This is a genomic window from Shewanella sp. N2AIL (assembly GCF_022690845.1).
In the GTDB taxonomy this organism is placed as follows: Bacteria; Pseudomonadota; Gammaproteobacteria; order Enterobacterales; family Shewanellaceae; genus Shewanella; species Shewanella baltica.
The window spans coordinates 1-26,179 of the sequence record NZ_JALBYT010000004.1; the positions used below are offsets into that span (position 1 = coordinate 1).

At 47.4% G+C, this 26,179-nt stretch carries 16 protein-coding genes, 1 tRNA gene, 2 rRNA genes, 1 pseudogene and 1 riboswitch; of the genes and pseudogenes, 8 read left to right on the forward strand and 12 right to left on the reverse strand.

Annotation, left to right across the window (positions count from 1 at the left end; genetic code table 11):
• The 5 genes from MO387_RS03965 to fusA all read left to right on the forward strand — a co-directional run.
• A 23S ribosomal RNA gene (locus MO387_RS03965) occupies positions 1–109 on the forward strand; the annotation flags it as partial.
• A 136-nt stretch (positions 110–245) separates the two neighbouring features.
• A 5S ribosomal RNA gene (gene rrf, locus MO387_RS03970) occupies positions 246–361 on the forward strand.
• 36 nt (positions 362–397) lie between these two features.
• A tRNA-Asp gene (locus tag MO387_RS03975) sits at positions 398–474 on the forward strand.
• A gap of 601 nt (positions 475–1,075) precedes the next feature.
• Positions 1,076–2,530 (forward strand): diguanylate cyclase, encoded by a 1,455-nt coding sequence (locus tag MO387_RS03980; RefSeq protein WP_242326064.1) that lies wholly within the window; start codon positions 1,076–1,078, stop codon positions 2,528–2,530.
• Between the two features lie 441 nt (positions 2,531–2,971).
• Positions 2,972–5,065 (forward strand): elongation factor G, encoded by a 2,094-nt coding sequence (fusA, locus tag MO387_RS03985; protein WP_107946578.1) that lies wholly within the window; start codon positions 2,972–2,974, stop codon positions 5,063–5,065.
• A 197-nt stretch (positions 5,066–5,262) separates the two neighbouring features.
• Here fusA and MO387_RS03990 read toward each other — a convergent pair whose 3' ends face one another.
• Positions 5,263–6,150 (reverse strand): LysR family transcriptional regulator, encoded by an 888-nt coding sequence (locus tag MO387_RS03990; RefSeq protein WP_006086011.1) that lies wholly within the window; start codon positions 6,148–6,150, stop codon positions 5,263–5,265.
• A 93-nt stretch (positions 6,151–6,243) separates the two neighbouring features.
• Here MO387_RS03990 and MO387_RS03995 point away from each other — a divergent pair, with 93 nt between their 5' ends.
• On the forward strand, positions 6,244–6,396 hold the full coding sequence (locus MO387_RS03995; protein ID WP_006086010.1) for a hypothetical protein: 153 nt from the start codon (positions 6,244–6,246) through the stop codon (positions 6,394–6,396).
• A gap of 266 nt (positions 6,397–6,662) precedes the next feature.
• Here MO387_RS03995 and napB read toward each other — a convergent pair whose 3' ends face one another.
• The 11 genes from napB to MO387_RS04050 all read right to left on the reverse strand — a co-directional run bounded on the left by napB (position 6,663) and on the right by MO387_RS04050 (position 18,421).
• A complete protein-coding gene (napB, locus tag MO387_RS04000; RefSeq protein ID WP_107946579.1) occupies positions 6,663–7,094 on the reverse strand; it encodes a nitrate reductase cytochrome c-type subunit NapB in 432 nt (143 codons plus the stop codon).
• Positions 7,091–9,586 (reverse strand): nitrate reductase catalytic subunit NapA, encoded by a 2,496-nt coding sequence (gene napA, locus MO387_RS04005; RefSeq protein WP_107946580.1) that lies wholly within the window; start codon positions 9,584–9,586, stop codon positions 7,091–7,093. The genes napB and napA overlap by 4 nt, the downstream gene beginning before the upstream one ends.
• A complete protein-coding gene (locus MO387_RS04010; RefSeq protein WP_011847712.1) occupies positions 9,583–9,852 on the reverse strand; it encodes a chaperone NapD in 270 nt (89 codons plus the stop codon). Before MO387_RS04010 ends, napA begins: the two co-directional genes overlap by 4 nt.
• Positions 9,853–10,105: 253 nt before the next feature.
• The gene (locus MO387_RS04015) at positions 10,106–11,749 is read right to left on the reverse strand and encodes a polymer-forming cytoskeletal protein (RefSeq protein ID WP_107946581.1); all 1,644 of its coding nucleotides are present in this window, start codon (positions 11,747–11,749) and stop codon (positions 10,106–10,108) included.
• A gap of 18 nt (positions 11,750–11,767) precedes the next feature.
• Positions 11,768–12,337, reverse strand: coding sequence for a prepilin-type N-terminal cleavage/methylation domain-containing protein (locus MO387_RS04020; RefSeq protein WP_107946582.1), 570 nt, complete (start codon positions 12,335–12,337; stop codon positions 11,768–11,770).
• Positions 12,338–12,339: 2 nt separating this feature from the next.
• A complete protein-coding gene (locus tag MO387_RS04025) occupies positions 12,340–12,750 on the reverse strand; it encodes a hypothetical protein (protein ID WP_006086004.1) in 411 nt (136 codons plus the stop codon).
• Positions 12,747–13,184: a GspH/FimT family pseudopilin gene (locus MO387_RS04030; protein ID WP_107946583.1), complete on the reverse strand. Its 438-nt coding sequence runs from the start codon at positions 13,182–13,184 to the stop codon at positions 12,747–12,749. The genes MO387_RS04025 and MO387_RS04030 overlap by 4 nt, the downstream gene beginning before the upstream one ends.
• Positions 13,185–13,565 (reverse strand): type IV pilin protein, encoded by a 381-nt coding sequence (locus MO387_RS04035; RefSeq protein WP_006086002.1) that lies wholly within the window; start codon positions 13,563–13,565, stop codon positions 13,185–13,187. It abuts the gene before it with no gap.
• Between the two features lie 317 nt (positions 13,566–13,882).
• Positions 13,883–15,070: a lipocalin-like domain-containing protein gene (locus MO387_RS04040; protein WP_107946584.1), complete on the reverse strand. Its 1,188-nt coding sequence runs from the start codon at positions 15,068–15,070 to the stop codon at positions 13,883–13,885.
• Positions 15,067–17,721: an ABC transporter permease gene (locus tag MO387_RS04045; protein WP_242326066.1), complete on the reverse strand. Its 2,655-nt coding sequence runs from the start codon at positions 17,719–17,721 to the stop codon at positions 15,067–15,069. The genes MO387_RS04040 and MO387_RS04045 overlap by 4 nt, the downstream gene beginning before the upstream one ends.
• Complete coding sequence (locus tag MO387_RS04050; RefSeq protein ID WP_107946586.1) at positions 17,711–18,421, reverse strand: ABC transporter ATP-binding protein; 711 nt, start codon at positions 18,419–18,421, stop codon at positions 17,711–17,713. The genes MO387_RS04045 and MO387_RS04050 overlap by 11 nt, the downstream gene beginning before the upstream one ends.
• Positions 18,422–18,884: 463 nt before the next feature.
• Positions 18,885–19,025, forward strand: a riboswitch (glycine riboswitch).
• 250 nt (positions 19,026–19,275) lie between these two features.
• Here MO387_RS04050 and MO387_RS04055 point away from each other — a divergent pair.
• Entirely contained in the window at positions 19,276–20,634 is a 1,359-nt protein-coding gene (locus tag MO387_RS04055; RefSeq protein ID WP_006085998.1) for a sodium:alanine symporter family protein, read from the forward strand.
• Between the two features lie 143 nt (positions 20,635–20,777).
• Positions 20,778–26,138 (forward strand): annotated as a pseudogene (locus MO387_RS04060) (PAS domain S-box protein).
• The last annotated feature ends 41 nt before the right edge of the window (positions 26,139–26,179 follow it).

Consider the following 26,179-nt stretch of genomic DNA (forward strand, 5'->3'; position numbering starts at 1 on the left):
TTTAATTCCTCTAAAGAGCCGTTCGAGACTAGGACGTTGATAGGCATGGTGTGTAAGCGTTGTGAGGCGTTGAGCTAACATGTACTAATGACTCGAGAGGCTTAACCATACAACCCAGATGGGTTTTGCTAAGCCTTAGACAGAATATCGACACTTGATGAAGTGTGAACTCAAACAAAGCAAATCAGCTTTCCGAATTATTATTAGCGTGAGCCAGAGATGGACACGGTAATAAACAGAATTTGCTTGGTGACAATAGCCTTGTGGAACCACCTGATCCCATCCCGAACTCAGAAGTGAAACGCAAACGCGCCGATGGTAGTGTGGGGTCTCCCCATGTGAGAGTAGGTCATCGCCAAGCGCCTAATTTAGGTTAACGTGCAAACGTTAGACTAAAGGAGCGGTAGTTCAGTTGGTTAGAATACCGGCCTGTCACGCCGGGGGTCGCGGGTTCGAGTCCCGTCCGCTCCGCCAACATTTCGATAAGCCCTAACAGCAATGTTAGGGCTTTTTCGTATCTGGAATTTATCTATTTCAATCGTTGCGGCCGTCCCGTCTAACAGCATCCCTGCTTAACAGCCCTGCTCGGCATCCATGCCTCTCGTTCATGAGCTCATCGCTGCGCGATATTTCACCCGCCAACATAAAGATGAAAGCCTCTACAGCAATGTAGAGGCTTTTTTCGTTTCGGCATTTTAGACAATATCACTTTTGCCAAAACGATTGCGGGTTTGCTTTATCTTTATAGACAGGTACATCCTCGATATCACTATCAATTCATTGCATCCTGTTAGGCTCATCAAATTTGAAAGCCCAAATCTGAAAATCTGAAAAAAGTGATACTTAGTCTCAATGGTCACTTGCAGCGACGTTAACCTTCCTCACTCAAGAGGTTTTCTTTCCAGTCTATACACCCCTTATTGCGTCGCGCAGACACATATTTCAGCGTTTTGAACCGACTATTGATAAATAACCGCTACACGCTCGTAATGATGGGAATTGGTATTATGCGGTTTTCACGTATACACTTTTTTACATTCCCCATCGAGCGTCTGCTTTTAGGTTGAAACTATCAATGGAATTGCGTGGCTTATTGAGGTTATTGCCGCTATTGATGTGTATGCCATTACTGGCTCATGCTGACCGTTTAGCGATGGCGAATGCTAAGCTTGCTAGCCAAGACGTTAGCGTTAGCATGACTCAGACAGTCCGTTATTGTGTTGATCCTGACTGGTTACCCTATGAAGGAATCCGAGAGGGTAAACATCTGGGTATTTCGTCAGACTATATTAATTATATCGAATCGCATTCCTCCCTTAAGTTTCAGCTGGTGCCGACTTCCTCTTGGACAGAGACCTTATACTTTTTGCAAAGCGGGCAGTGTGATTTAACCCCTATGCTGAATAAAACCCTGATACGAGAGACTTATCTGCACTTCAGTGATGTCTATTTCCGCTCGCCTAATGTATTGGTGTCACTTAAAGATCAGCCTTTCTTGCAAGGATTTGAGAATATCGGTGCGCGTACTTTAGCCGTGCCAAAAGGTTATCGTTTAGCCGAATATATTCAGCATTATTATCCTCAAATTGAGACGCTTACTGTGGCCAGTGAGCCAGCAGGATTGCAGTCGGTGCTGGATAAACGTGCCGATCTGTTTGTGGGATCGATGTTTTCGGTTAACTCCTACATTCAACAGACGGGATTTAATCATTTGAAAATAGCCGGTTGGGGCGGACCAGAAGATGAGTTGCGGATGGGGGTTGCCTATGGTCAAGAGTCCTTGTTACCTGTGATAAATAAGGCCTTAAATGCTGTGAGTGAGCAGGAGCGGATCTTGATTTATCAGAAGTGGAATAATGTGACTGTCATAGATGAGACTAACTATTCGCTTGTTTATCAAGTTATCTGCGCGACGTGTTTGTTATTGCTAATGTTGGGGGCAAGAACTTACTTTATCAGCCAGTATAACCGTAGACTCACCGATAAGAATCAGCAGCTCGAAACCTTACGACAGCAGCTCGAGGCTTCAAATGCCGAACTCGAGTTTTTATCTACCCATGATCCCCTGACCAAGTTGTATAACCGACATTACTTTAATCGCCTTTTTATTAATAACGAGCAGCATGATAAATCTGCCAGAGCAGGCATGTGCCTGGTGATGATTGATATCGATTACTTTAAAGAGATTAATGACACGCTGGGGCATAACGTCGGCGATCGGATTCTTGAACAAGTGTCACAGGTGCTACAGCATTGTGTGCGTGAATCTGATGTGGTTGCCCGTTGGGGTGGCGAAGAGTTTGTGATCCTCTGTCAGCAGTCATCTTTACCCTTAGTTGAAAGCTTGTGTGTGCGGATAGCTGAGAGGATCAAACATTATCAATTTACTGACAATGTGCAGTTAACTTGCAGTTTTGGCGTCGCTAAGCTTGCCGATAACGAACCTATGATGCTGTGCTTTGAACGTGCCGACCGCGCGCTTTATCGTGCTAAAGCGCAAGGGCGTAATCAAATGTGCACCGACAGGTAAGCATTTGCGCAAGTATGATTTACCGTTATTTAAGTAAATGGTTGCTACTGAGATGAGTTTACTAAGCCATCTTTATTTTAGAGGAAGGATTAGCATTATTGCACCAGCCGTAATGCTCATGGGTTAATGTTAGTGGTTTGTACCTAACAATATGATAGAAATTCATTAGAAATGACCTTATCCCATTAGAATGTAGTTTTTTTAACGTTTTTTATTGGTTGAGTGAAAAATAAGCTAAAGAGTTTTACTCAGTTGTTTTAGTTCGTATTTATGGTGATTTCCTTAAATTATTACGCGACTTTATCGTGAAAAAGTGCGCTATCCATTTGCGTGTAGCTGGGTTCCAATTTACAATATGCGCCTAAAATAATCTGATGTGCGGTGTGTCGGTATTTGTCGCATACTCCGTCTACTTCTTAAACTACTCATTAAAGTTGAATCATGACCGAATTATCCAAATACAGAAACATTGGTATCTTCGCTCACGTTGACGCGGGTAAAACCACGACCACCGAGCGTATCCTTAAGTTAACAGGAAGAATCCATAAAGCCGGTGAGACTCACGATGGCGAATCTACCACTGACTTCATGGTACAGGAAGCTGAGCGCGGTATTACTATTCAGTCTGCTGCTGTAAGTTGCTTCTGGAGAGATCACCGTTTCAACGTTATCGACACCCCAGGACACGTTGACTTCACAGTTGAAGTTTATCGTTCTCTGAAAGTGCTTGATGGCGGTATCGGTGTATTCTGTGGTTCAGGCGGTGTTGAGCCTCAATCAGAAACTAACTGGCGCTATGCGAACGAATCTGAAGTTGCGCGTATTATCTTCGTAAACAAGTTAGACCGTATGGGTGCTGACTTCTTACGCGTAGTTAAGCAAACTAAAGACGTATTAGCTGCTACTCCACTGGTTATGGTTCTGCCAATCGGTGTTGAAGACGAATTCACTGGTGTTGTTGATCTGTTATCTCGTAAAGCATACGTGTGGGATGAGTCTGGTTTACCAGAAAACTTTAATATCCAAGATGTACCTGCTGACATGGTTGACATGGTTGAAGAATACCGTGAAATGCTGATCGAAACTGCCGTTGAGCAAGATGATGCCCTGATGGAAGCTTACATGGAAGGCGAAGAGCCATCTATCGAAGATATCAAGCGTTGTATCCGCAAAGGTACTCGTACTATGGCTTTCTTCCCAACATACTGTGGTTCTGCGTTCAAGAACAAAGGTATGCAACTGGTTCTTGATGCTGTTGTTGATTATTTACCAGCACCAGACGAAGTTGATCCACAGCCATTAACTGACGAAGAAGGCAACGAAACTGGCGAATTCGCTATCGTTTCTGCTGATGAGCCATTAAAAGCGTTAGCGTTCAAAATCATGGATGACCGTTTCGGTGCCCTGACTTTCGTACGTATCTACTCAGGCCGTCTGAAGAAGGGTGATACCATCCTGAACAGCGCGACTGGCAAGACTGAACGTATCGGCCGTATGTGTGAAATGCTAGCTGATGACCGTATTGAAATTGAATCTGCTCAAGCTGGCGACATTATCGCTATCGTGGGTATGAAAAACGTTCAAACTGGTCACACTTTATGTGACGTGAAACACCCATGTACTCTTGAAGCCATGGTGTTCCCAGAGCCAGTAATCTCTATCGCAGTTGCGCCAAAAGATAAAGGCGGCTCTGAGAAAATGGGTATCGCTATTGGTAAGATGATCGCTGAAGATCCATCATTCCGCGTAGAAACTGACGAAGATTCAGGTGAAACCATCCTTAAAGGTATGGGCGAACTTCACTTAGATATCAAAGTAGATATTCTGAAGCGTACTTATGGCGTTGAATTGATCGTAGGTGAGCCACAAGTTGCTTACCGTGAAACCATTACTCAAATGGTTGAAGATCAATACACTCACAAGAAACAATCTGGTGGTTCTGGTCAATTCGGTAAGATCGAATATATCATCCGCCCAGGTGAAGCAAACACTGGTTTCGTGTTCAAATCTTCAGTAGTTGGTGGTAGCGTTCCGAAGGAATTCTGGCCAGCAGTTGAGAAAGGTTTCGCGAGCATGATGAACACAGGTACTATCGCTGGCTTCCCAGTGTTAGACGTTGAGTTCGAATTAACTGACGGTGCATTCCACGCAGTTGATTCATCAGCAATCGCGTTCGAAATCGCTGCTAAAGGCGCTTTCCGTCAGTCTATCGCTAAAGCTAAACCACAACTTCTTGAGCCAATCATGAAAGTTGACGTGTTCAGCCCAGATGACAACGTGGGTGACGTGATCGGTGACTTAAACCGTCGTCGCGGCATGATCAAAGACCAAGTTGCTGGTGTAACAGGTGTTCGCGTTAAAGCTGACGTACCGTTATCAGAAATGTTCGGTTATATCGGTACTTTACGTACAATGACTTCTGGTCGTGGTCAGTTCTCTATGGAGTTCTCACACTACAGCCAATGTCCAGCTAGCGTTGCTGAGAAAGTTGTTGCTCAAGTTAAAGAACGTAAAGCTGCTGAAGCTAAGAAGTAATTCTTAACTTAACTAAGCTAATATTTTATTAGCTTAGTTAGCTAATAAAAACCGCTGTCGGCCTCTAGGCTAGCAGCGGTTTTTTTATGGGTGAGATCTAACGGTCATCACCAGCTTCGGTTGACGAAGCTCCGGATCTCTTTGTTTAAAGTCCGTACCCCTTTGTTTAATAGAATGTCAGTTCTCGCTTTATCTTCTCAGCGTTCAGTCTTTTGTTTACTCAATTCGAGCAAGGCTTTGGCCGCGGGCGTTAAAGGTAAACTTTGTCGCCAAATGAGCGCTAGATCCCATGTCATTGCGGGTTGCATAGGTTTAAAGACCAGTTTGCTGGTGCTTAATCTATTGCAAATCGGCTCAGGTAAAATGGCGACGCCCATATCGGCTTCGACCATGGCGGCTAGGAAATCCCACTGACCGCTGCGAAAGGCAATATTGAGCTGAACACCTGCTTTGCGGCTGAGCCGATTGATCAACTTAGCGAGGGAGAAGTCTTCGTTATAGAGGATAAAAGGATAGGGTTGGAAGTCCTGCCAGTTTAAATGGTCTTTCTCGGCTAAGGGATGCCCCTCAGGCAGGCATGCGAGTAAAGGGTACTTAGTTAGGGGTTGGTTGACGAGTTCAGTCTCATGGGTCGTGGGTAGCGCAGTAAAGGCGATATCGAGACTGTTATTGAGCAGGGCTTGCTCGCAGCCGAATCCGCCGTATTCATACATGTGTAGTTCAACCCCCGGATAACGTTTACGGTAGCTAGTGAGCAAACCTATGATAAGGCTGCTCATCATAGGGCACACCCCCAATCGCAACCGCCCCGATTTGAGACCGCTGAGGTTACTCATGTCCTCCTGCAATCTATGCCATTGGCCGAGGATTTCCCGTGCACTGTGCTCAAATAGCTGCCCCGCCTGAGTGAGTTCAACTTTTTGGTTATTTCGGATCAGCAAGGTTTCCCCTAGGCTCTCCTCGAGTCTTTGGATGATTTTGCTCAGTGTCGGCTGAGTGATAAAACATTTCTGCGCGGCGCGGGTAAAGTTTTCAGTTTCCACTAGGGTCAGAAAACACTGTAAGGTCTTGATTGGGATGTTCATGCTCAAATGGAATCCATATTATGGAATTTATTCATTTTACTAATGATGGCCTAAGTATTACTTTGACCTTGTTAACAAAACAGGGGAATACCGATGAAATCAAGTTCAAGTCTGTGGGTAGGTGCTTTGTGGCAGGCGGCTATGCCTGTGGCAAAAGATGTGCAAAAAGCAAAAGCGGCGCAAGTAACGAAAACGGCTCCAGCGGGTGATTTGCATAAAGCAAAACAACAAGTAAACCCAGCCTAGGCTGGGTTTTTCTTTTCTGCGTTTTAGATTCTGCTCTTATCTTTATTTCCCTCGATTCTCACTTCGCCTTTTTAACTTCTGCTCAATCCCTTCCTTGGTGAAAGTACCGTTCAGCAACGAGCTATTAACTCGCGATAGACGTTTAGTCTTATATTTACTTGAATACTCATCACCGACAGTAAGCCAACTCATTACGATGGGATGCTTAAATAGCAAAAAGCCACCCTCATAAATTCGGGTGGCTTTGCTTTGCAGGGGAAGGTGATTTACTTGTCTGAGAACTGATTCTCCACGAGTGGTTGTTTGTTTTCGGCTTGAGCGACGTGGCATTGAGTACAGAAATAGTTATGCCCGTTAACTGTGCCTTTATCATCAATCACATGGGACTTAGCAACAGGCGTGGCTTTCATGCGTTTTGCTTTGTCCCAACTATGGCAGCTTAAACAACCATTTTTATCTAAGGTGATCTTGTAATCGTCCTTATGTGGGATAAGCGGTGGTTGCTCGCTAAAGCTGCGCTCAATCGCGGAGCCGCGATTAGGATAAATCGCCATAGCATCGGCTGGGCGAATGTCGGTGATCGCCATGTTTCCTGCGAGGGATTGAATATTAACTGGTGCTACGTTGGTGTCGGTTTGCTGGCCTGAACAGCCGGTAATGGCGACGAGTAACGCAGTTAAGGTGAGTATTTTTCTCATTGGTTATTCTCCGCCTTGAAGACTTTGACTGGGCACTTTTTAAAGTCAGTTTCTTTTGACAGGGGATCGGTCGCATCCAATATCAGTTTGTTGACTAACTGGCGTGCATCGAAGAAAGGCATAAATACCACGCCGCGTGGCGGTTTGTTACGGCCTTTGGTCTCGACACGGGTTTTTACTTCACCGCGTGGTGATGCGACTATGACTTCATCGCCGCGTTGTACGCCGCGGGCTTTGGCATCTTCTGGATGCATAAAAATCTGCGCGTCGGGAAAGGCGCGGTAAAGCTCGGGTACGCGTGCTGTCATCGAGCCTGTGTGCCAGTGCTCTAATACGCGGCCAGTCGACATCCACAGATCGTATTCTTCATTCGGCTCTTCGGCGGCGGGCTCGTAAGGTAGGGCGAAGATCACCGCTTTACCATCGGTTTTGCCATAGAATTTAAAGCCTTCACCGGCTTTGACATAAGGGTCGCTACCTTCAACGAAACGGCGCAGGGTTTCTTTGCCATCAACGACTGGCCAGCGCAGGCCACGGGTTTCATGGTAACGGTCAAAGTCGGCTAGATCATGGCCGTGGCCACGACCGAATGTGGCATATTCTTCAAAAATGCCTTTTTGCAGATAGAAACCAAAGTGTTCGCTTTCATCGTTGAGCTCTGCTTTGCAATCCGATGTGGGGAACTTGTCGATCACGCCGTTGGCGAATAGCACTTCATATAAGGTTTTATCCGCATATTCTGGTTGCTTAGCGATCAACTCAGCAGGCCAGACTTCAGTGACTTTGAAACGTTTTGAAAACTCGACTAATTGCCACAGATCTGAGGTCGCGCCTTCGGGGGCTTTAACCTGTTGGTGCCACATGTGGGTGCGGCGTTCAGCGTTGCCGTAAGCGCCTTCTTTTTCGACCCACATTGCTGTTGGCAAAATCAAATCCGCCGCCATGGCTGTGATGGTTGGGTAGGGATCTGAAACCACGATAAAGTTTTCTGGATTACGGAAACCCGGATAGATTTCATCGTTGATGTTAGGGCCAGCCTGCATATTATTGGTACACATGGTCCAGTAGCAGTTGAGCTTGCCATCTTTGAGCATACGGCTCTGGAGTACGGCATGGTAGCCAGGTTTTGCGGGAATCGTCCCAGCAGGCACTTGCCATAGCTTTTCGGTAATGGCGCGGTGCTTGTCGTTAGTCACTTCCATATCGGCGGGTAAACGATGGGCGAACGTCCCCACTTCACGGGCAGTCCCGCAAGCCGAAGGTTGACCCGTTAACGAGAATGGACTGTTACCCGGTGTAGCAATTTTGCCCGTGAGTAAGTGGATGTTGTAGAGCATGTTGTTGGCCCACACGCCGCGAACATGTTGGTTAATGCCCATGGTCCACAGACTCATCACTTTAACGTTAGGATCGGCATAGGCCTTGGCTAAAGTTTCTAATTTCTCGGGCTCCACACCACTCATCTTAGCCGCGTATTCCAGCGTATATGTGCTGACAAACTTGGCATACTCGTCAAAGCTAATCGGTGTCGATTTACCATTGCCTGGATTTTTGGCTTTTTTCTCTAATGGATGATCTGGACGCAGGCCATAGCCGATATCGTCAACGCCTAAGGCAAACTTAGTGTGTTTAGTGACAAAGTCAGTATTAACTGCGTTATTTTGAATAATGTAATTGGCAATAAAGTTGAGGATCACTAAGTCCGATTGCGGGCGGAACACCATAGGATTATCGGCTAAATCGAAGCTGCGATTTTCAAAGGTCGACAGCACATGCACGCGGCAACTTGGATTGCTCAAACGTCTATCGGATAAACGTGCCCACAAAATTGGGTGCATCTCGGCCATGTTCGCGCCCCAAAGCACAAACTGATCGGCGGCTTCTAAATCGTCATAACACCCCATGGGCTCATCGATACCGAAGGTGCGCATAAAGCCGCCAACGGCAGAGGCCATGCAGTGGCGCGCATTAGGGTCGATATTGTTCGTTAGAAAACCTGCTTTATGGAGTTTAGAGGCGGCGTAACCTTCCCAAATAGTCCATTGGCCAGAGCCAAACATACCTACTGACGTCGGGCCCTTGGTGGCAAGACTGTGTTTCCATTTAGCTGCCATAGTATCAAATGCCATATCCCAACTGATTGGGGTGAACTCGCCTTCTTTATGGTATTTGCCGTCTTTCATCCGCAGCAATGGCGTGGTTAATCTGTCCTTGCCGTACATGATTTTCGATAAAAAATAGCCCTTGATACAGTTAAGGCCACGGTTGACTGGGCTTTCAGGATCGCCCTTAGTGGCCACGACTTTACCCGCTTTGGTGCCGACTAATACGCTACAACCCACACCGCAAAAGCGGCAAGGGGCTTTATCCCATTTGATATTGTCTGGCTGTTCGGCGGCTTCAACCATTTTAATGGGAAGCGTGACACCAACGGCTGTTGCGGCGGCAACCGCTGCGTTGGCCTTGAGAAACTCGCGGCGGCTTATGCTCATAATCTTTCCTCACTCTCTTGTTCTAAAGGTGCGACTTGGTGGTAAATCAAACTGGCAGATAACACGCCGGACAGGGCATTGATGGCTTCAATATTGTCGAGAATCGCCCTTTGGCTACTCCCTTCGAGGGTGACAACCAATTTCCCTTCGGGCGTAACAGCATGAATATCGGCGCCCATTAATGAGCGGATATTGGCTTCAACCTGCTGTAAGACTTTAGGTGCGGCATGCACCACAAGGCTGGTGACGTGGTATTCCTGACTCATAAGGGCTGACCTGTAGTGGCGTTAACTCGCTTGCTTAATATTAAAAAGGAGAGCAACCGAGTGCTGATACTGGCGAGTCTAGACCTGATAAAAAATGTGGGTATACCTCACAAGAGGTATTGCAAGCGATAGTCGATCCGGATCAAAGTTTTGCGAGTGATCTAACTCTCAGTTTGAAATTTAAGCGGTGAGTTTATTGCTGATGAGGTGTGTTGTACTTGGCCGTATATGGGATACGGCCAATAATTCAAGATTATAAATATTGCCAACCTTTAAGCACTATCGCAGGCGGAATGGCATTGTCACTGCCCAAATCGGCTTCGCCTAGGGCATTGTCATAATGGATCTTGCCATTGCCCGTGGCGGTAATGGATTTTCCTCTTACTGAACCGAAGATTTCGGAACCTCCGGGCAGATTGACTTTGGATTTAGGCGCATAAAGCGCGGCGTAAATCGGTACACTTCCACTGACAGTCACATCTTTATTTGAACCAGAGTAAATCGCTAATGGCGGTTTATTGCTGCTGGTTAGGGTTTGGCTTTTAATGCTATTACCGTTATTGGTACCCGCCGTAAAGGAAATCTCACCATTCACAAATAGCGTTAGGCTTGAGCCTGGGGCGATATTGAGTTGGTTTGCGCCACTCATTTTAAAGTCACCATTGATGATCAGTGTGACATCCCCACCGCTGATGTTTAATACACCATCGCTACTCATGACTAAACTGTCGAGATTAAATACTGGGGTTTCAGAACCGAAGATGTTCTCTGAACTTGAGGACAGGGCAGGAAACGCATTACTGTTACCTGAACTCGCAGTCGAACCCGTTGGGGAAAGGGTAACATTCTGGGTTGATGCAATTGTTCTCGCGCCATTGTTGGGCATTTTAAACCCTCCCATTACGGCACCAATATCTAATGGATCACAGGACTTAGTGGGAACGGGAGGGACATTGGGTGCTAGATTCACCGTTTGGCCAATGCTGCTATTTTGATGAAAGGTACCATCGCCGCCATATTGAAGCGTCCCATTCACTTTGGCACCGGGAGCCGTTGATGCGTTGTTATTGGCTTGCACTGAGCCTTCAACTGTCCCACTGTTCTTTAGCTCGAAATTCTGACCCGCAGCGATATTTCCCCCGATAGTACCTGTGCCTAAGATGACATCTTTATTGCTTTGAATATTTCCCATTAAGGAAGATGAGCCTGTCAATGTAACATTTCCCGTAGCACTGACATCGCCGTAAATCGGCGAATTGCCCGACAGCGTGACATCGGCATTCGGTTCAACCGTCGTCACATTGCCTTTGCCATGCTTATTGAGTTGGCTGTTACCTTGAGCATTGTTGAAGCTATCGCCGTAGGCGCCTTTTCGTGAGTCATAACCATCGATTGTACTACTGCCGGTGAGATTGAGGCTCTCGCAGGAAACGATGGCATCGTTAAAAATGTTATTACCCTTTGCGCCCTTTAGGGCAAAGAGTGCATTGAGTTTCGCTTGACCTTCTAAGTGTTGCCCTGTGCTGTTGACGCTGAGTTCGGCGCTCGGGGTCACGGTTTTTGTCAACGTATAGGCGCTGCTGTCGATACTGCCTGAGGCACTTTTTGGCAGGCTGTCATTTAAGGAGGTCGTAGTGCTTTGGGGTACTTTAATTAAAGTCGCTTTGAGAGTGTTATAGCTTTCATACATGCCTTGTTCGGCGGTGAGTTGCGCATTGACTTGCTTCTGGAAATTCCCGCTCAGTCGCTCTTGTACTAAGTTATCTCGCAATGATGTCACGACTAATAAACTGGCTAATAGGCTGAAGACTAAGACGATAAGTAACACTGCACCCTTTTGCTTATTGATACTGCCGCGAGGTGGCGAAGCGTGAGCAAATGAACGTTCCGTGTGCATGTCTGTGCTTCCTCGTGCCTATGGCACTTGTTGTGAATTAATGGCTTTTTGCCAAAGGGGTTTACGCAGTGCGACCTGCAAGCTAATACCCTGACCATATTGCGTCGGCGAAGCTAAGGGCTTCAGATTGATACTGACGAGTTCACCAGCTTGCGAGAAGTGAACCGCTTCTAGCCCGGTGAGGAGTGTTTGCGCTCCATCACCATCGTTGCAGGATAAGTTAGGTGCCATAAAGCTAAATGTTTCAATGTAATCAGCGGTTTTACTTTGGCCTAAGCAGCTAATACTCGGTTGGCTTGCAGAGGCGAGCGTGCTTAAGACGAGTTCGTTAGCCGATACATTTGCGACGTTATCAGCCTGTTTGATGCTTTTACTGAGCGTTAGCGTGGCGTATCTTAAGGCGTCAGCGGCATTTTCTAGACGTTTACTTTCCTCAACGGTGGCCTTAAGTGGCGCAAAGAAATTGATCACAGCGATCATGATGATCAGCCCTAATACCATGGCAATCATCAGTTCGGATAAGCTAAACCCCGATTGTCTTAAGGCGGGTTTAATGTGTCTCCATTGAGTGTGATGAGCTGAAATCACAGTTAGGCCTTACACAGATGGGGAAAACTGGCGTTAAGACTGACGCTATTATCGGTATCGACTCGACCATCTTGCCAAGTCACAGTAATTGCCATGTTGTCTTGATAAGTGGCGGGTAACACTAAGTCAAAGCCTACGGGGAAATCTTGGCTTAAACTGGCTCTAAAATTGATATCTTCGAAGCGGGCGGGTTGCTTTTGCACTTCGCACAACCTTGGCCAAATCTGTTCAATGACATTTTGCGCTTGCACTGTGGCAACTGTGTATTGAAAGCTATTGGTGGCATGTTGTAGCGATGATAGCTGCGCTTTTGCCAGTGCAAGCAATGAAGTGACTGATACCACGAGTGAGACTAAAACTTCTGTCATGGTAAAGCCAAGGTGTTTTTTACCTATGTGATTAAAGGCTTTCATGCACAATCCCCGCTCTGAAGCTGACTTTGGCCGCTCGGTAAAATGCATAAATTCATGTTTTCACCTTGACTGTTCGCCAATGAAATACTGGTTTTGGCTGTATTGCCCGTGGCACTGATACTGATACTAGCCAGTCCTGTTACAGCAACCCCACGTGTCGGGGGCGTAAAAACCTTCAATTCGTTATCGTCGCTATCTTTAATGACCCAAAGTCCCGCTTCTGTTGCCGTGAGGGTAATTGAAGTGCTGCGTTTTATCGCTTCGCTGCGGGCAAATTTATAGCTAGAGACCAATTCATTCGCGGCAGCGGTTAGCTGTTCACGTGCCATAACATCGCGGTACGAAGGGAGTGCTAAGCTGCCTAAAATACCGATAATCGCGACGGTAACCATAAGCTCAACTAAGGTAAATCCTTGATTCCACGTGTTCGACATTTAATTTGTCCAACAATTGGCAGCAGGAGTTCGCACGCCTTTCTGATTAATGCTTAAGGTGCCACAGCTATCCGATTGGCGGCTGGTTGGGACTGCCGAGAGGGAGAAACTTAACTTGTCGTCCGCCGGTGTGTAGCTAAAAGTGTAGTAAGGACTGTTGGTTAAGGTTTGCGCAGCAGGATACTTACCTTGACGGGAATAATTGCGTTCTAATGCTTGCACGCTCGTCATCAAATATTGCTGGGCATCGAAACGACGACCTTGCTTTAGGTATTCGGAAAAAGAAGGGATAGCGATAGCGGCGAGAATGCCGATGATGGCTACGACGATCATGAGTTCAATTAAGGTAAAACCTTTCTCTATGCGGATGATAGAACTCATTCACAACTCCATTTGTGCTGGTTGATGCGTATTGCAGTTACTCATTAACGTGAGAGTTAAACTGTTATCTGTACGTTATGACAACGTTGTCATTTCAATTTATGATAATGTATTTGGGTTGACATTAAAATGCAACAATTGGTTGATTATTAGTCTTGAACTCGATCGCAAATAGGGTGTTATTGTGGGCTTGGTCACGTATTGCGTGTTGCGATGTCTTTATACAACAGCAGCTTAAGATCATTCTCTGAATAACGATCTTGTTATGTTACTTCGCGCTGACTTAGCATTTCTGGTTATAAGAACTATGTTTGGGCTCAATAGCCCGTCAGTTCCATATAACCTGTACCAGTATGGCTGCCAGAGAGTTGCACTGGTCCTTCCCAGTAGGGCGTCGATAATGGCATAGCGCTATTAGGATTGAGCGGGGTGATGGTGAGATCGATATTCTCGCTGGGGATTTTTACCCGCCAGCTGACGGGATAGTCGCCATTGACTGTGTGTTGCCATTTCAGTGGCGTCATCTGTATGTCATTAGGATTGTCGGTGGAATTAATACTGCGCCCAGTGCCATCGGCAAACATTCTTCTGGCGCTATAAAATGCCGAGATAGGCGCATTCTTTGTATTCTCTGCTGGAGACTGATCCCGTAACTGAAACAACATCAGCGTCGAGCCATCGTTTAATCTGAGCGCGAACCAATCCCAGCCCTGTTGCGTTTTAGTGAGAAATTGCGAGCTCCATTCCCTGTCGAGCCAACCTTGGCCTGTGACTCGCTCCACTTTGCCATTGCGGTTGATTTCACCTGAAATTTCAATAAAGGGCTGGCTGTAGTAGTAAGAGGCCACTTGGCCATCGCGGCTTTTAAGGCTATAGCCGTTAACGCCTTGGTATTGCAGTGGCGCTTGGCTATTAAGCTGAAGTCGATAGCTAAAATCAGGATTCTCCACCGTTAAGGTCGCGGGAAAGAGTGCATTGGTTTCGCTCTGCCAGCGCCAGTTATCAAGGCGGATTTGATAGGGTTCCAATTTAACCTCGGCAAACTCGCTATGACGGCGTGACCATTTTTCATGGGCGAGGTGAGCATTACTCGAGGTTAATGCGCTATGGGCTAAGTAAAGCTGCTGAGTCACCCAAGTGGATTCACTTTGAGGAACCACATCTGTTGCTTGCGGTACTGTTGCTTGCAAATCTGTGGGTTTTAGGGCGACTCTAAACTGCGTCCACTGGGCGCCGAGTTGCTCACCTGTTTCTGTAGTTAAATTGGCGGTCAGATACCACCATTCCTGGCGAAAGTTATTGTGCGCCAAGTGATCTCGCGGAAATTCAAATCTATAGCCGGGAACGACAGGGGTAAAGGCCAAATCATCTTGATTAGTAGAGGTTTTCCCCACCACATTGGCAATGGATTTGGACTGAGTGTTTTGCGTCGATGGCGTTTTATCACAGCCGCCGATAAGCATTAACCCAACCACTGCCCATACAATACTGAGTGTTTTCATCATAGGGTTTCCTGCTGCAGACTGGCGACCAGTGGCTTGCGGGTTTGCCAATACAGCGGCAAGAGCACGGCTAAGGTGCAGGTGGTTAAGGCAATCAGTATTGCTTTGCCATAGGCTTGCCAATCCCAAATCATTTTTATCGTCCAGCCAAAGGCTTGCAAGGTGATCTTGTTGATGAGCAGGTAACCTAGCAGTGCACCCGTTGGCATAGCGAGCAGACAAGTGATCAGCACTACAATCAGCATCTGCATAAACACCATAGCGCGCAGCGCATTACGACTCACACCTAGGGAATAGAGCCGTGCCAGTGGTGCCTGCCTTGCCTGAGTTAACATTAAGCAGGCACTAAAAAGGCCAATTGCGGCGACAATCAGCGTCAAACTATTCAGCACTAAGGTAATCGAAAAAGTCCGCTTAAACATGGCGATAGCTTGGGTTTTAATCTTAGTTTGGCTGTAGATTTGCGCTTGCGATAAGCCTAACTCGGCAGCCAGTTGGATTTGTAGTTCATCGAGCTGTGCTTCACTGATCTTACTGCCTTGCTCTTTACCATAAAAATTCGCCGCCAAACTGATTGGCAGTACAGGTAATTGTGCCTTTTGCCAGAGTGGCTGGCTGATAATTACCTCGTTGTGGGTATTGCCGTGGTCATAATAAATGCCGCCGATAATGGCTTGGCTGTTACCGGTTTTCTTAAGCGCATCCAATGACACGCTATCGCCAAGCTGCAATTGGTATTTGATGGCTAAGGGCTCGCTCACTAAGATTACGGGGGCACTAAAATAGGATTTCCACAGAGTCGGCAGGCTTTCTTTTAGTGCACTGGTGTGGCGAATCGAATATTCATCACGGCTAAGGAGGCTAATTGGAATCGTCAACTCGCTCGAATTATCCGTCGATGCTGGGAGTGAAAGCTGGGCTTCAATTTGCCACTGCTGATAAAGACCGCTGACTCTAGGATCGTGCATCAGTTGGGTTTGAATCGTGTCGATGCGCTGGCTCGGTGGGCGAATATAGAGATCGGCATGCAAGCGGGTTTCTAGCCAAGTCCGCAGGGTTTGCTCAAAGCTACCCACTAGGGTGTTCATTGATACATTGGCACTGAGCGCCAGCAAGATTGCCATCATAGCTAGGGAGAGTGGTGCGATAAGCTCGCGGGTTTCGGCGAGCAGATATTGCCATAATCCGGGGCGAGCCAATGGCATTAATGCACTGACGCCCCAGTGCAATAATTGCGGCAACAACAAGGGGATCGCGATAGCGACGATACCGAGCAACACTAAGCTGATGTTATAGCTTTGACTGAAGGGAAACAGCAGCGCCGCTACGGTCAGTAAACCACAGGCTAAGGCAAATTGAATGCTATGAGTTTTGCGGTGTGCCTGCATTTGCTGATAACGATTCGCCCCTTGTGCCAATGCTTGGCGCGTAAGATCTAAATACAAGGGCAAGCAAGCGGCGAACGCAGCGCCTAAGGTGAGGGCAATTGCCTCGATAAGCCAAGTCCATTGCCAAATACCGGGGAGTAAGTGGGCGCCATACATTTGCTCTAAGGTCATGGCGACCATAGGTTGCAGCCAGTGGCTGAGTTGCAAGCCACTGATAAAGCCCAAACTTGAGCCTATGACAACCAACAAAATTAATTCTAACATCAGCGCCGTCATCAAGGCGCGGCGCTCGATTCCCTGTTGCAATAACTGCACTAACAGTTTTTGCCGTTTCATTAGGCTGTAGCGCACACCGTTGTAGGCGATAAAAAGGCCGACAACGAAGGCTAACATGCTCATGGCATTGAGATTAAGATGAAAACTGCGGGTCAGCGCTATCAGTGCTTGACCTTGATCTTGCTGGTTAAAACTGGCCTTTTGCGGCGTAATCCCTAAAGCGTCGAGTTGGGATTTTAGTTGAGGTAAGTTTTCTCGCTCGCTGAACATGGCGATATAGCTTAATCGGCCTTGCATGTTCAGTAATTGCTGGGCGAGGGAAATATCGGCCAAGATGGCGCTGCCGAGGCCAAAATTATCATCAATTGCAATGACATCTAAGGTGTTATTTTCTAAAACAAGTTTACCGTCGGGCGCAACTTTGGCGGCTAGACTGCGGCTCATTATTACTGTGGGGGCGCCGTTGAGGAGATCGGCAAGCGGTAACTCATTCATCTGCGGCGAGGTCGTTGACTGCGTTTCAGTCGAGGCGTGACTTCTCGATTTTTGTAGCGTTAATGCGGCAATCAAATCGCTGCCTTCCAGTTGCCAAAACTGACCATTCTTACCGGAGATTTTGCCATTAACCACGGCGAGACTCTGACTTAATCCGGCCCGTCTTAAGTCGAAATAGACAGACTCATCTAAGGTGTTTTGTCCAAGGGGCGGAGTAAGTAGTACATCGGCACGCTGGCTCAAAAGCTCAGTCGCATCGCTATAACTGCGCACGGCATTGTCGTTGGTCGCTTTAACCCCAATCAGCAGAGTCACGGCCAAGGCGATACCGAGCAGAATCGCGCCCGCCTGCAAGGGCGCATGACGATAATGGGCGATAAACACCTTTAGGCTGAGCCACGTCAGCCTCAGCCAAGTTTGCTTAAGTTCAGTTTGCTTAAGTTCTATCTGCTTAAGTTCTGTGGGAGTCGCCTTAGTGAGCGGTTTATTGTTCATAAATAGCGACTGCACCTTGGGATAAGTGCCAACGTTTTTGCATAAAGGCGGCGCACTCTTCACTGTGGGTAACCATTAAGATACTGGTTTGGCTTTGCCGTGCCAGTTCACACAGTAATGCCATGACTTGCTTACCCGATACATCATCTAAGTTACCTGTGGGTTCGTCGGCCAGCAGTAACGTCGGTTTATGGGCTAAGGCGCGGGCGATGGCTACGCGCTGTTGCTGACCGCCGGATAGGGCTTCAACTTGGCGGTGAAGTAATGGCATCAGCCCAAGTTTTTCAACCAGATAGTCACACCAGGCTGACCACGGCTGCGCGGTTAAACTTAAGGAGAAGGCGATATTGTCTTTCACGTTGAGTGGCGTGAGTAAGTTAAATTGCTGAAACACGACACCTAAGGAATTGCGCCTGAAACGGCTCCAATCTTTGTCTTGCCAAGTTGAGGTGGACGCTTGTTCTAGTAAGATTTCGCCCGAGTCTGGCATTTCAAAACCGGCGATCAGGTTGAGTAAGGTGCTCTTGCCGCTGCCGCTGGGACCTGTAAGCGCCACGGTTTCGCCTCTATGGATCTGCAGGTCAACCGCTTGCAGCACTTGATGATATTGCTCGCCATCGCGAAAGCACTTGCTGACTTGGTTAAGCTTGGCGACTGGGTGAAGCTTGTCGACAGGATTTGGTTTAGCGACGTCGGCCATTGAGCAACTCCTTTATATCCATTGGCGGCTTATGTGGTAAGCAGTGTTTCAAGCTGTGGCTCCAACATATCCTGGCTGCAATTTAGCATTGCAATCCCGTGTTCAAGATAAAGCATTTTCTATTCAGATAGATACTGATTTTTCCTGTAATGGGATCATAAACGGGATCACAAAACATAAATCGTCACTTGCCGTAAAAATAGTCAATTGAATTAAATCCTCGACGAACTGTGAGTAAACGGCTTGAGCTGACGCCGCGTTTGTTGCATTCTGTGCGTCCTGTTAGCTTGGGAGTTAATCTCAATCTAACAATCCGTTCGGATGAAGGTAGCAGGAGAGTGGGGAATTGACCCCACACCGACGAGGCAACTTTGGTTTTATTTGAAGCGACGGTTTTATTGAATCGAATCTTCCCATAAAAACAAAGCACTCTTTCAGGTGCCGATAGGCGTGGACTGTTACTGGACGAGCCTCTGGAGAGACTGCCAATTGCACTTAATTTAACTTAACTTAAAGTGTGATCAGGTGGCGCCGAAGGCGAAAGTGTCGTGGTGTTATTGAACCGCGACGCGAAACGCTCAGGCAAAAGGACAGAGGAGAGGATGACTGCACAGTCCCTGTCGTTTGTCGTCGTGGGCTATTTTTACCCTTTGCTTGAGATAGCGCACTTTTGCATCTATTAAAAGCACTCGTTTAGAGGACTCGCTTGCTGCGCATTTCGCGTTCAGCTGGGGCGATTCTCAGTCGAGAACAGGCTAGAAGTAGTTTGCAATAGCGTCCGACTGCGGCGCGTCACAGCCATTTCTTTTCCTCCTCCGTTTATTAATTTTGTTGTTTAATATTCGAGGAATATCATGAGTTTTCAAGCTTTTCTTGCCAGCATTAATGGCATCGTCTGGGGCCCAATCACCCTTTGTCTGCTGGTGGGCACGGGGATTTATCTCACTGCACGCCTCAAGCTTATCCAAGTTATCCGTCTGCCTATGGCGCTGGGATTGTTATTTAAACCGGCAAAAGGTCATGGGGACTTATCTTCCTTTGCAGCGCTTTGCACAGCGTTGTCCGCAACCATTGGCACGGGCAATATTGTCGGCGTGGCGACAGCCATCAAAATGGGCGGACCAGGCGCATTATTTTGGATGTGGCTGGCGGCATTTTTCGGCATGGCGACTAAATATGCAGAGTGTATGTTGGCGGTAAAATATCGCACGACCGATGCGCGCGGGCAGATTGCGGGTGGCCCAATGTACTATATCGAGCGCGGCCTTGGTCTACCTTGGATGGCGAAATTGTTCGCTATCTTCGGGGTTGGTGTGGCCTTTTTCGGCATAGGTACTTTTGCACAAGTTAACGCCATCAGCGATGCGCTGACGATTGCCTTTGAAGTGCCGACTTGGTTGACGGCGACCGTGCTGACAGTGCTCGTTGCCGCCGTTACTTTAGGTGGGGTTAAGCGCATTTCGAATGTGGCGCAAAAGCTAGTGCCTGCCATGTCGATTGGTTATGTGCTGGCCTGCGTGTGGATTTTAGTGGGATTTTCTGAGCAAATTTTACCCGCCTTAGGTTTAGTGATTGAATCGGCCTTTACGCCACTCTCGGCAGCGGGAGGATTTTTAGGGGCGACAGTGGCGCAGGCAATTCAAATCGGTATTGCTCGCGGCGTGTTCTCCAATGAATCTGGCCTTGGTAGTGCGCCGATTGCAGCGGCTGCCGCTAAGACCAATGAACCCGTTGAGCAAGGTTTAGTCAGCATGACGGGCACCTTCTTCGACACCATCATTATTTGTACTATGACGGGCTTAGTGCTGATCATCACAGGTGTGTGGAGTGGTGAAACTGCGGGCGCGGCAATGACGAGCGCGGCGTTTGCCCTCGGTGGCTCTGCGGTTGTGGGTCAGTATCTGGTGACCATTGCGCTGGTGTGTTTTGCATTCACGACGATTCTAGGCTGGCATTATTACGGTGAACGCTGTTGGTATTACTTGGTCGGCGAGCGCGGTTTACGCTTGTATCAAGTGGTGTTTTTAGTACTGATCGCAGGTGGTGCTTTTATCAAGCTCGATGTGATTTGGTTGTTGGCCGATACGGTTAATGGCTTGATGGCGATTCCAAACTTGATCGCCATTGTAGGCTTGAGGCATATCATTATCGCTGAAACCCAAAGCTACTTTGCCCGTATCTTGCCAAATCAAACCTTAGAGACTGCTTCTTAGAGACGGCTTATTAGTGTTTTTAAAACAATAAATTACTTCACATTATTTTAACTTTGACATTGTCGCCACTGGATTCTTCGTTTACTTTATATGCACTATTTAAAAAATAGTGCATATAAAATCGAGGACTTTAGGGCGACGCCATGGACAAAAGTAAACTTCGTACTTTTCGCAGCAGAATCTTATCCCACATAGCCTTGCCTCTCATTTTAATCATGGCGAGTGTTTATGCTGTCAATGCTTGGTTTAGTTATCTCTCCTCGGAGAAGCGGCTCTACCATAGCCTTACGCAGGAGGCTAGTCACTCGGCTTCTCGTCTGCAATTGTTACTCGAGCACGCACAAGCCAATACCCAAGGCCTTGCTGATTTTATTGGTTTTTTGTCAAGCAAAGAAGATATGAATGACGCTGAGAGCGTTAAAAGTGTCTTGATGAATCGACTCAAACGTAATCCTGATTTCTTTGGCTCCGCAGTCGCGTTTAAACCCAACACCTTCCCCAATCGTAAACTCTTTTCTCCCTATGTTTACCGCGACACCAGTGGCAGCGACGATCTCCATTATCTCGATATTGGTGCCGAGGGTTACGATTATACCGATGGCACTTGGGACTGGTAGAACAATGCCATCAATCAAGCGGCGGGCTACTGGTCAAAGGCGTACTTTGATGAGGGGGCGGGCAATATTCTGATGGTGACTTATTCGGCTCCCTTTGGTGAGGCCGAGCATTATTTTGGTGTCGCGACGGTTGACTTAGCCTTAGATGGCTTGCCAAAGCAATTAGGAATTGCGCCTAATCGGCTGGTGGTTTTAGACGATCAAGGGCGACTGATTTATCATGTCGATAGGGAAAAAGTGTTGGCCACGACTTCAACACAGTGGCTCGATAAAAATAAATACAGGAATGCTGACTTTTGGGCCTTACAAGCGAAAGGGCTTGATGGTCAGGCAAGGTTTGTTGACGATAAGGATGTGGTTTACCTCGCGAGTATTGCAACCGTTCCGCAGCTAAAATGGCGCGTCATAGTGCTAGCGCCAGAGCAAGAATTATTCAGTTCCCTGCTCGATGATATGGCATCCATAATACTCAATTTGAGTTTGCTAACCCTCTTATTATTGTTGACTTGCTATCTGGCCGCTAAGCGACTGACTCGGCCCTTAGAGCTACTCGAGTCGGGTATCTTGTCCTTTGGGCAGGGTAAAACCCAGCAGCTCATTGTGCCTAAAGGCGCCGTGAGTGAGATTGTGACGCTGAGCAATACCTTCAATCAAATGGCGGAATTACTCGCCGACCGTGAGCAAGCCATTCTTGATTCCCGTGGCAACCGCTTTGCTCGTTTGATTGATGGTATGAGTGATAAGTCTTTCTATTGTTCCCTCGATCCTGATGGCCAACTAGCGCAAGTGAGCGAGGGTGTGACTAAGGTGCTGGGGATTTCCCCTGATCTGCTCAAGCGCAAATACCAAAGACTGTTTTCGGCCAATCCCCTCAATGAGAAAAACTGGCAATACACTGATTTAGCTTTAAAAGGCCAAAATGTTCCTTCGCATCAAGTGGAAATGCTGGATGATCAAGGGCATTTAAGAAGGCTCGATGTGTTTATGCAACCATTAATGTCTGACACCAATGAGTTAATGTCGGTGGAGATGTTATTTACCGATGTCACAGAGCAGTTCTCGGCGGCGGTCTGGTCAAATGCGGTACTGGAAGCCGCGCCCGAGGCCATGTTGATTGTCGATGAGCTAGGGCAAATCGTGTTCACTAACAGTCGCTGTCTGCAGCTATTTGGATACGAAACGGGCGCTATGTTGGGGTTGCAGGTTGAGGTGTTATTGCCGCAAGAATTGGGAGAAAGGCATGTACTTGAACGGCAAACATTCCTGCGTGAAGGCCGTGATAGAAGTATGGCAAATGCCCGTCATGTGCGGGCGTTAAAAGCCGATGGTAATGAATTTATTGCGGAAATAGCGCTGAGTATTCTTCCCACCGCCTTTGATGGACAAAGGCAAGTGGCGGCTTCAATACGCGATATGACACAAAAACTGGCCGTTGAGCAGAAGATCCGTGATAGCGAACAGCGTTTTCGTGGACTAGTGACGAATATTCCCGGCGCCGTTTATCGGACTCGCATCGGGGATGTATGGTTCATGGAATATATCAGTGACAATATTGCCGAGATTACGGGTTATGCAGCGAGTCAGTTTATTGAAAATCGCCAACGTACCTTTGCTTCGCTGATTTTAGAGGAGGATAGGCCTACATGTCATTTGCATATTGATAGAGCACTCGCGCAGCAAGAAACCTTTGAAGTGGAATATCGTATTCGCCACCGCGATGGCAGTATTCGCTGGGTACATGAGAAAGGTAAGGCGAGTTATACCGAATAGGGCATTCCACTCTGGTTTGACGGCAGTATCGACGATATTACCGAGAGTAAACTCGCGCTGGTACAGTTAGAGCAATCGCGTCAACAGATGACCAATATTACTGAGTCTATTCCTTGCACTGTGTATCAATTGCAGTGGCACTCGCCCACAGACCGTAGATTTACCTTCCTCTCTGGTGCGGCAATGAAGATGCTTGGGCTGCATCGCGATGATCTTATGAGTAATTTTGACATCATAGCCGAGCGGATTTTTGACGAAGAAAGGCCCGATGTTGTGCGGGCCTTGTCGGGTAAGAGTGAAGACAGACTGCAATGGATACGCGAGTTTCGCTATCGCCACCCTAATGGCAGCATACGTTGGATGGAAGCGGGCGCGAGCGGTCATTTGGGTGAAGAGGGTGCCATCACGTGGAATGGCTATGTGATGGATATAACCCAACGTAAAACTATAGAGCAAGAGTTAGCCCTCAGTGAGGCGCACTTTAAGGCGCTGTTCGATGGGGCGACCATTGGCATAGTCAATGTGGATATTAAAGGCGTTATTTTAGATTGTAATGACCAATTCTGTGCCGATATGGCGCTGTCACGTAACCATTTACGTAATACTGCTATTTTTGAGGTTCTCAGTGAGCAAGATCAACCCATAGCTAAGGCGCAATTTCAGGAGTTGGTTGAAGGTAAGATTGACCATTATCGCGGCGAGCGCAGTTTTATTCGTCCTTCCGGTGCGCCTTTGTGGATGACAGTCAATGTGTCGGCACTGCTTGATGCCCAAGGACAATTTGAATCGGCCGTGATCAGCATGGTCGATATGACAGAGCTTAAATTGCTCTCAGATGAGCTGTTACTCGCCAAAGAGCAAGCCGATGCGGCCAGTAAAGCCAAGGGTGACTTCTTGGCGAATATGTCCCACGAAATCCGTACTCCAATGAATGCCATTATCGGCATGTCCCAGCTGTGCTTGCAGACCGAATTAGATAAAAAACAGAAGAATTATGTAGAGAAGATTGAGCGGGCATCGCAGTCTTTGCTGTCGATTATCAATGACATTCTGGATTTCTCTAAGATTGAAGCGGGTAAGTTAGATATAGATTCAGTTCCCTTTCAGCTCGATACTATGTTGGAAGATCTCAGCGATATGTTCTCTGAGAAAGCTGCCCACAAACAAATTGAATTATTGTTCGCCGTTGCGCCCAACGTGCCTCGTTATCTGTTAGGGGATTCGCTGCGATTAGGCCAAGTGCTGATTAACTTGATGAATAACGCCATTAAGTTCACCGAACGCGGTGAGGTGCTACTGTCGCTCAGTTTAGTTGAGCAGCAAGATGATGATGTCGTGCTGCGTTTTAGCGTGCGTGACAGCGGCATCGGGTTAACTGAGCAGCAGCAAGCAAAATTGTTTAAATCTTTTACCCAAGCGGATACTTCAACCACCCGTAAATACGGTGGCACAGGTTTAGGTTTAGCTATCTGTAAGCAGCTAGTTGAACTCATGGGCGGGAAGATAGGGGTAGAAAGTCAGTTCAGTCATGGCAGCACTTTCTATTTCACGGTCAAGTTGCACATTTCCGATGGTCAGAAATTAGTACTCGAACAAGAGCTTGAAGGCATGTCTGTGCTGGTGGTCGATGATAACGCGACCGCCAGAGATATTATGCGTACTACGCTTGAAAGTATGGGCTTTAGGGTCGATACGGTTCGCTCGGGTGAAGAAGCGATAAGCCGCTGCTTATTGCAAGCCTATGAAGTGGCGTTAATTGATTGGAAAATGCCTAACATGGATGGGCTGGAAACCGCGCGTCAAATCCAATTGCAGGCTCAGTCGCAATCTCAATCTCAATCACAACCTCAGTCTCATCCTCAGCCCAAGATTTTGATGGTCTCTGCCCATGCGGATCATGATTTCCTCACTCAAATTGAGCAACTGGCTTTAGCGGGATACATCAGTAAACCCATCAGTGCCTCACGCTTACTCGATGGCATAATGAACGCGATTGGCCGCGAAGGCATATTGCCCGTGAGACGCCGCACCGAAGAGTTGGCTCCGCAGTTGTTAGTGCCACTGCAAGGAAAACGTATCCTATTAGTGGAAGATAACGAGATGAATCTCGAAGTCGCCAGCGAGTTTTTAGAGCAAGTGGGGATTATTTTATCCATAGCGACCAATGGTCAAATCGCCTTAGACAAACTGTCGCAGCAGCATTTCGATCTAGTACTAATGGACTGCCAAATGCCGGTGATGGATGGCTATCAAGCCACTCAGGCGATAAGAAAAAGGCCTGAGTTGGCCAGTTTACCCGTCGTCGCCATGACAGCCAATGCGATGGCGGGCGATAGGGACATGTGCATCAGGGCGGGCATGAACGACCATATCGCTAAACCGATAGAAGTGAATGTTCTTTATCAAACCCTGTTGAAATACCTCGCACCTGCATCAGAAACAGTTGCAGTAGTTACCTCTGCTCAAACAATGCCATCTAATACCAAGTACGGAGCGGGCAATAGTGCCGAACAAACCGTATTGCTTAAGTGGCCTGAGCACCCAGAGCTGGATATCGATAGAGGTTTGCAACTGGTGCAACACTCGACGCGGCTTTATCAACGCATATTTGATCGTTTTGTGAGCAGTCAGCGTAATTTGGTGGAACAGGTTCGCAAAGCCATAGCGGCGAATCAAATCGAAGATGCGGTGCGTATTGCCCATACCCTTAAAGGCTTAGCGGGCAATTTAAGCTCGGCTAAATTGGTGGAGTTAGCGCGTTTACTTGAGTTGCATTTAACTGAGAATGCGCCCTTTGAAGATGAGTTAGTTCAGATTCAACCGCTAGTGGCTTCTATTTGCGATGCGATTGAATACGCCAAACCCGCAGCGGTGAATCAAGCCGAACCCCAAGCCGTTGATTTGTTATCTGCTGAGGATTTAAGGGCGGCATTACAGGCCTTGCGGCAGAACTTAGATGATGCCGATGCCAGCGCAGTGGCAAAAATTGATGCCTTAAAGCCGCAGGTGAGCAGTGAAATGTGGCAAGCGTTAAGCCCTGCCTTGTCTATGATTAATCAGTACCAGTTTGATGAGGCGATCGACTTGATTGATGATGTCATTGCTCAGTTAGGATAAAAAAGTAGCACACTGAATTCAAAACGCATGAAGTGGAGTTG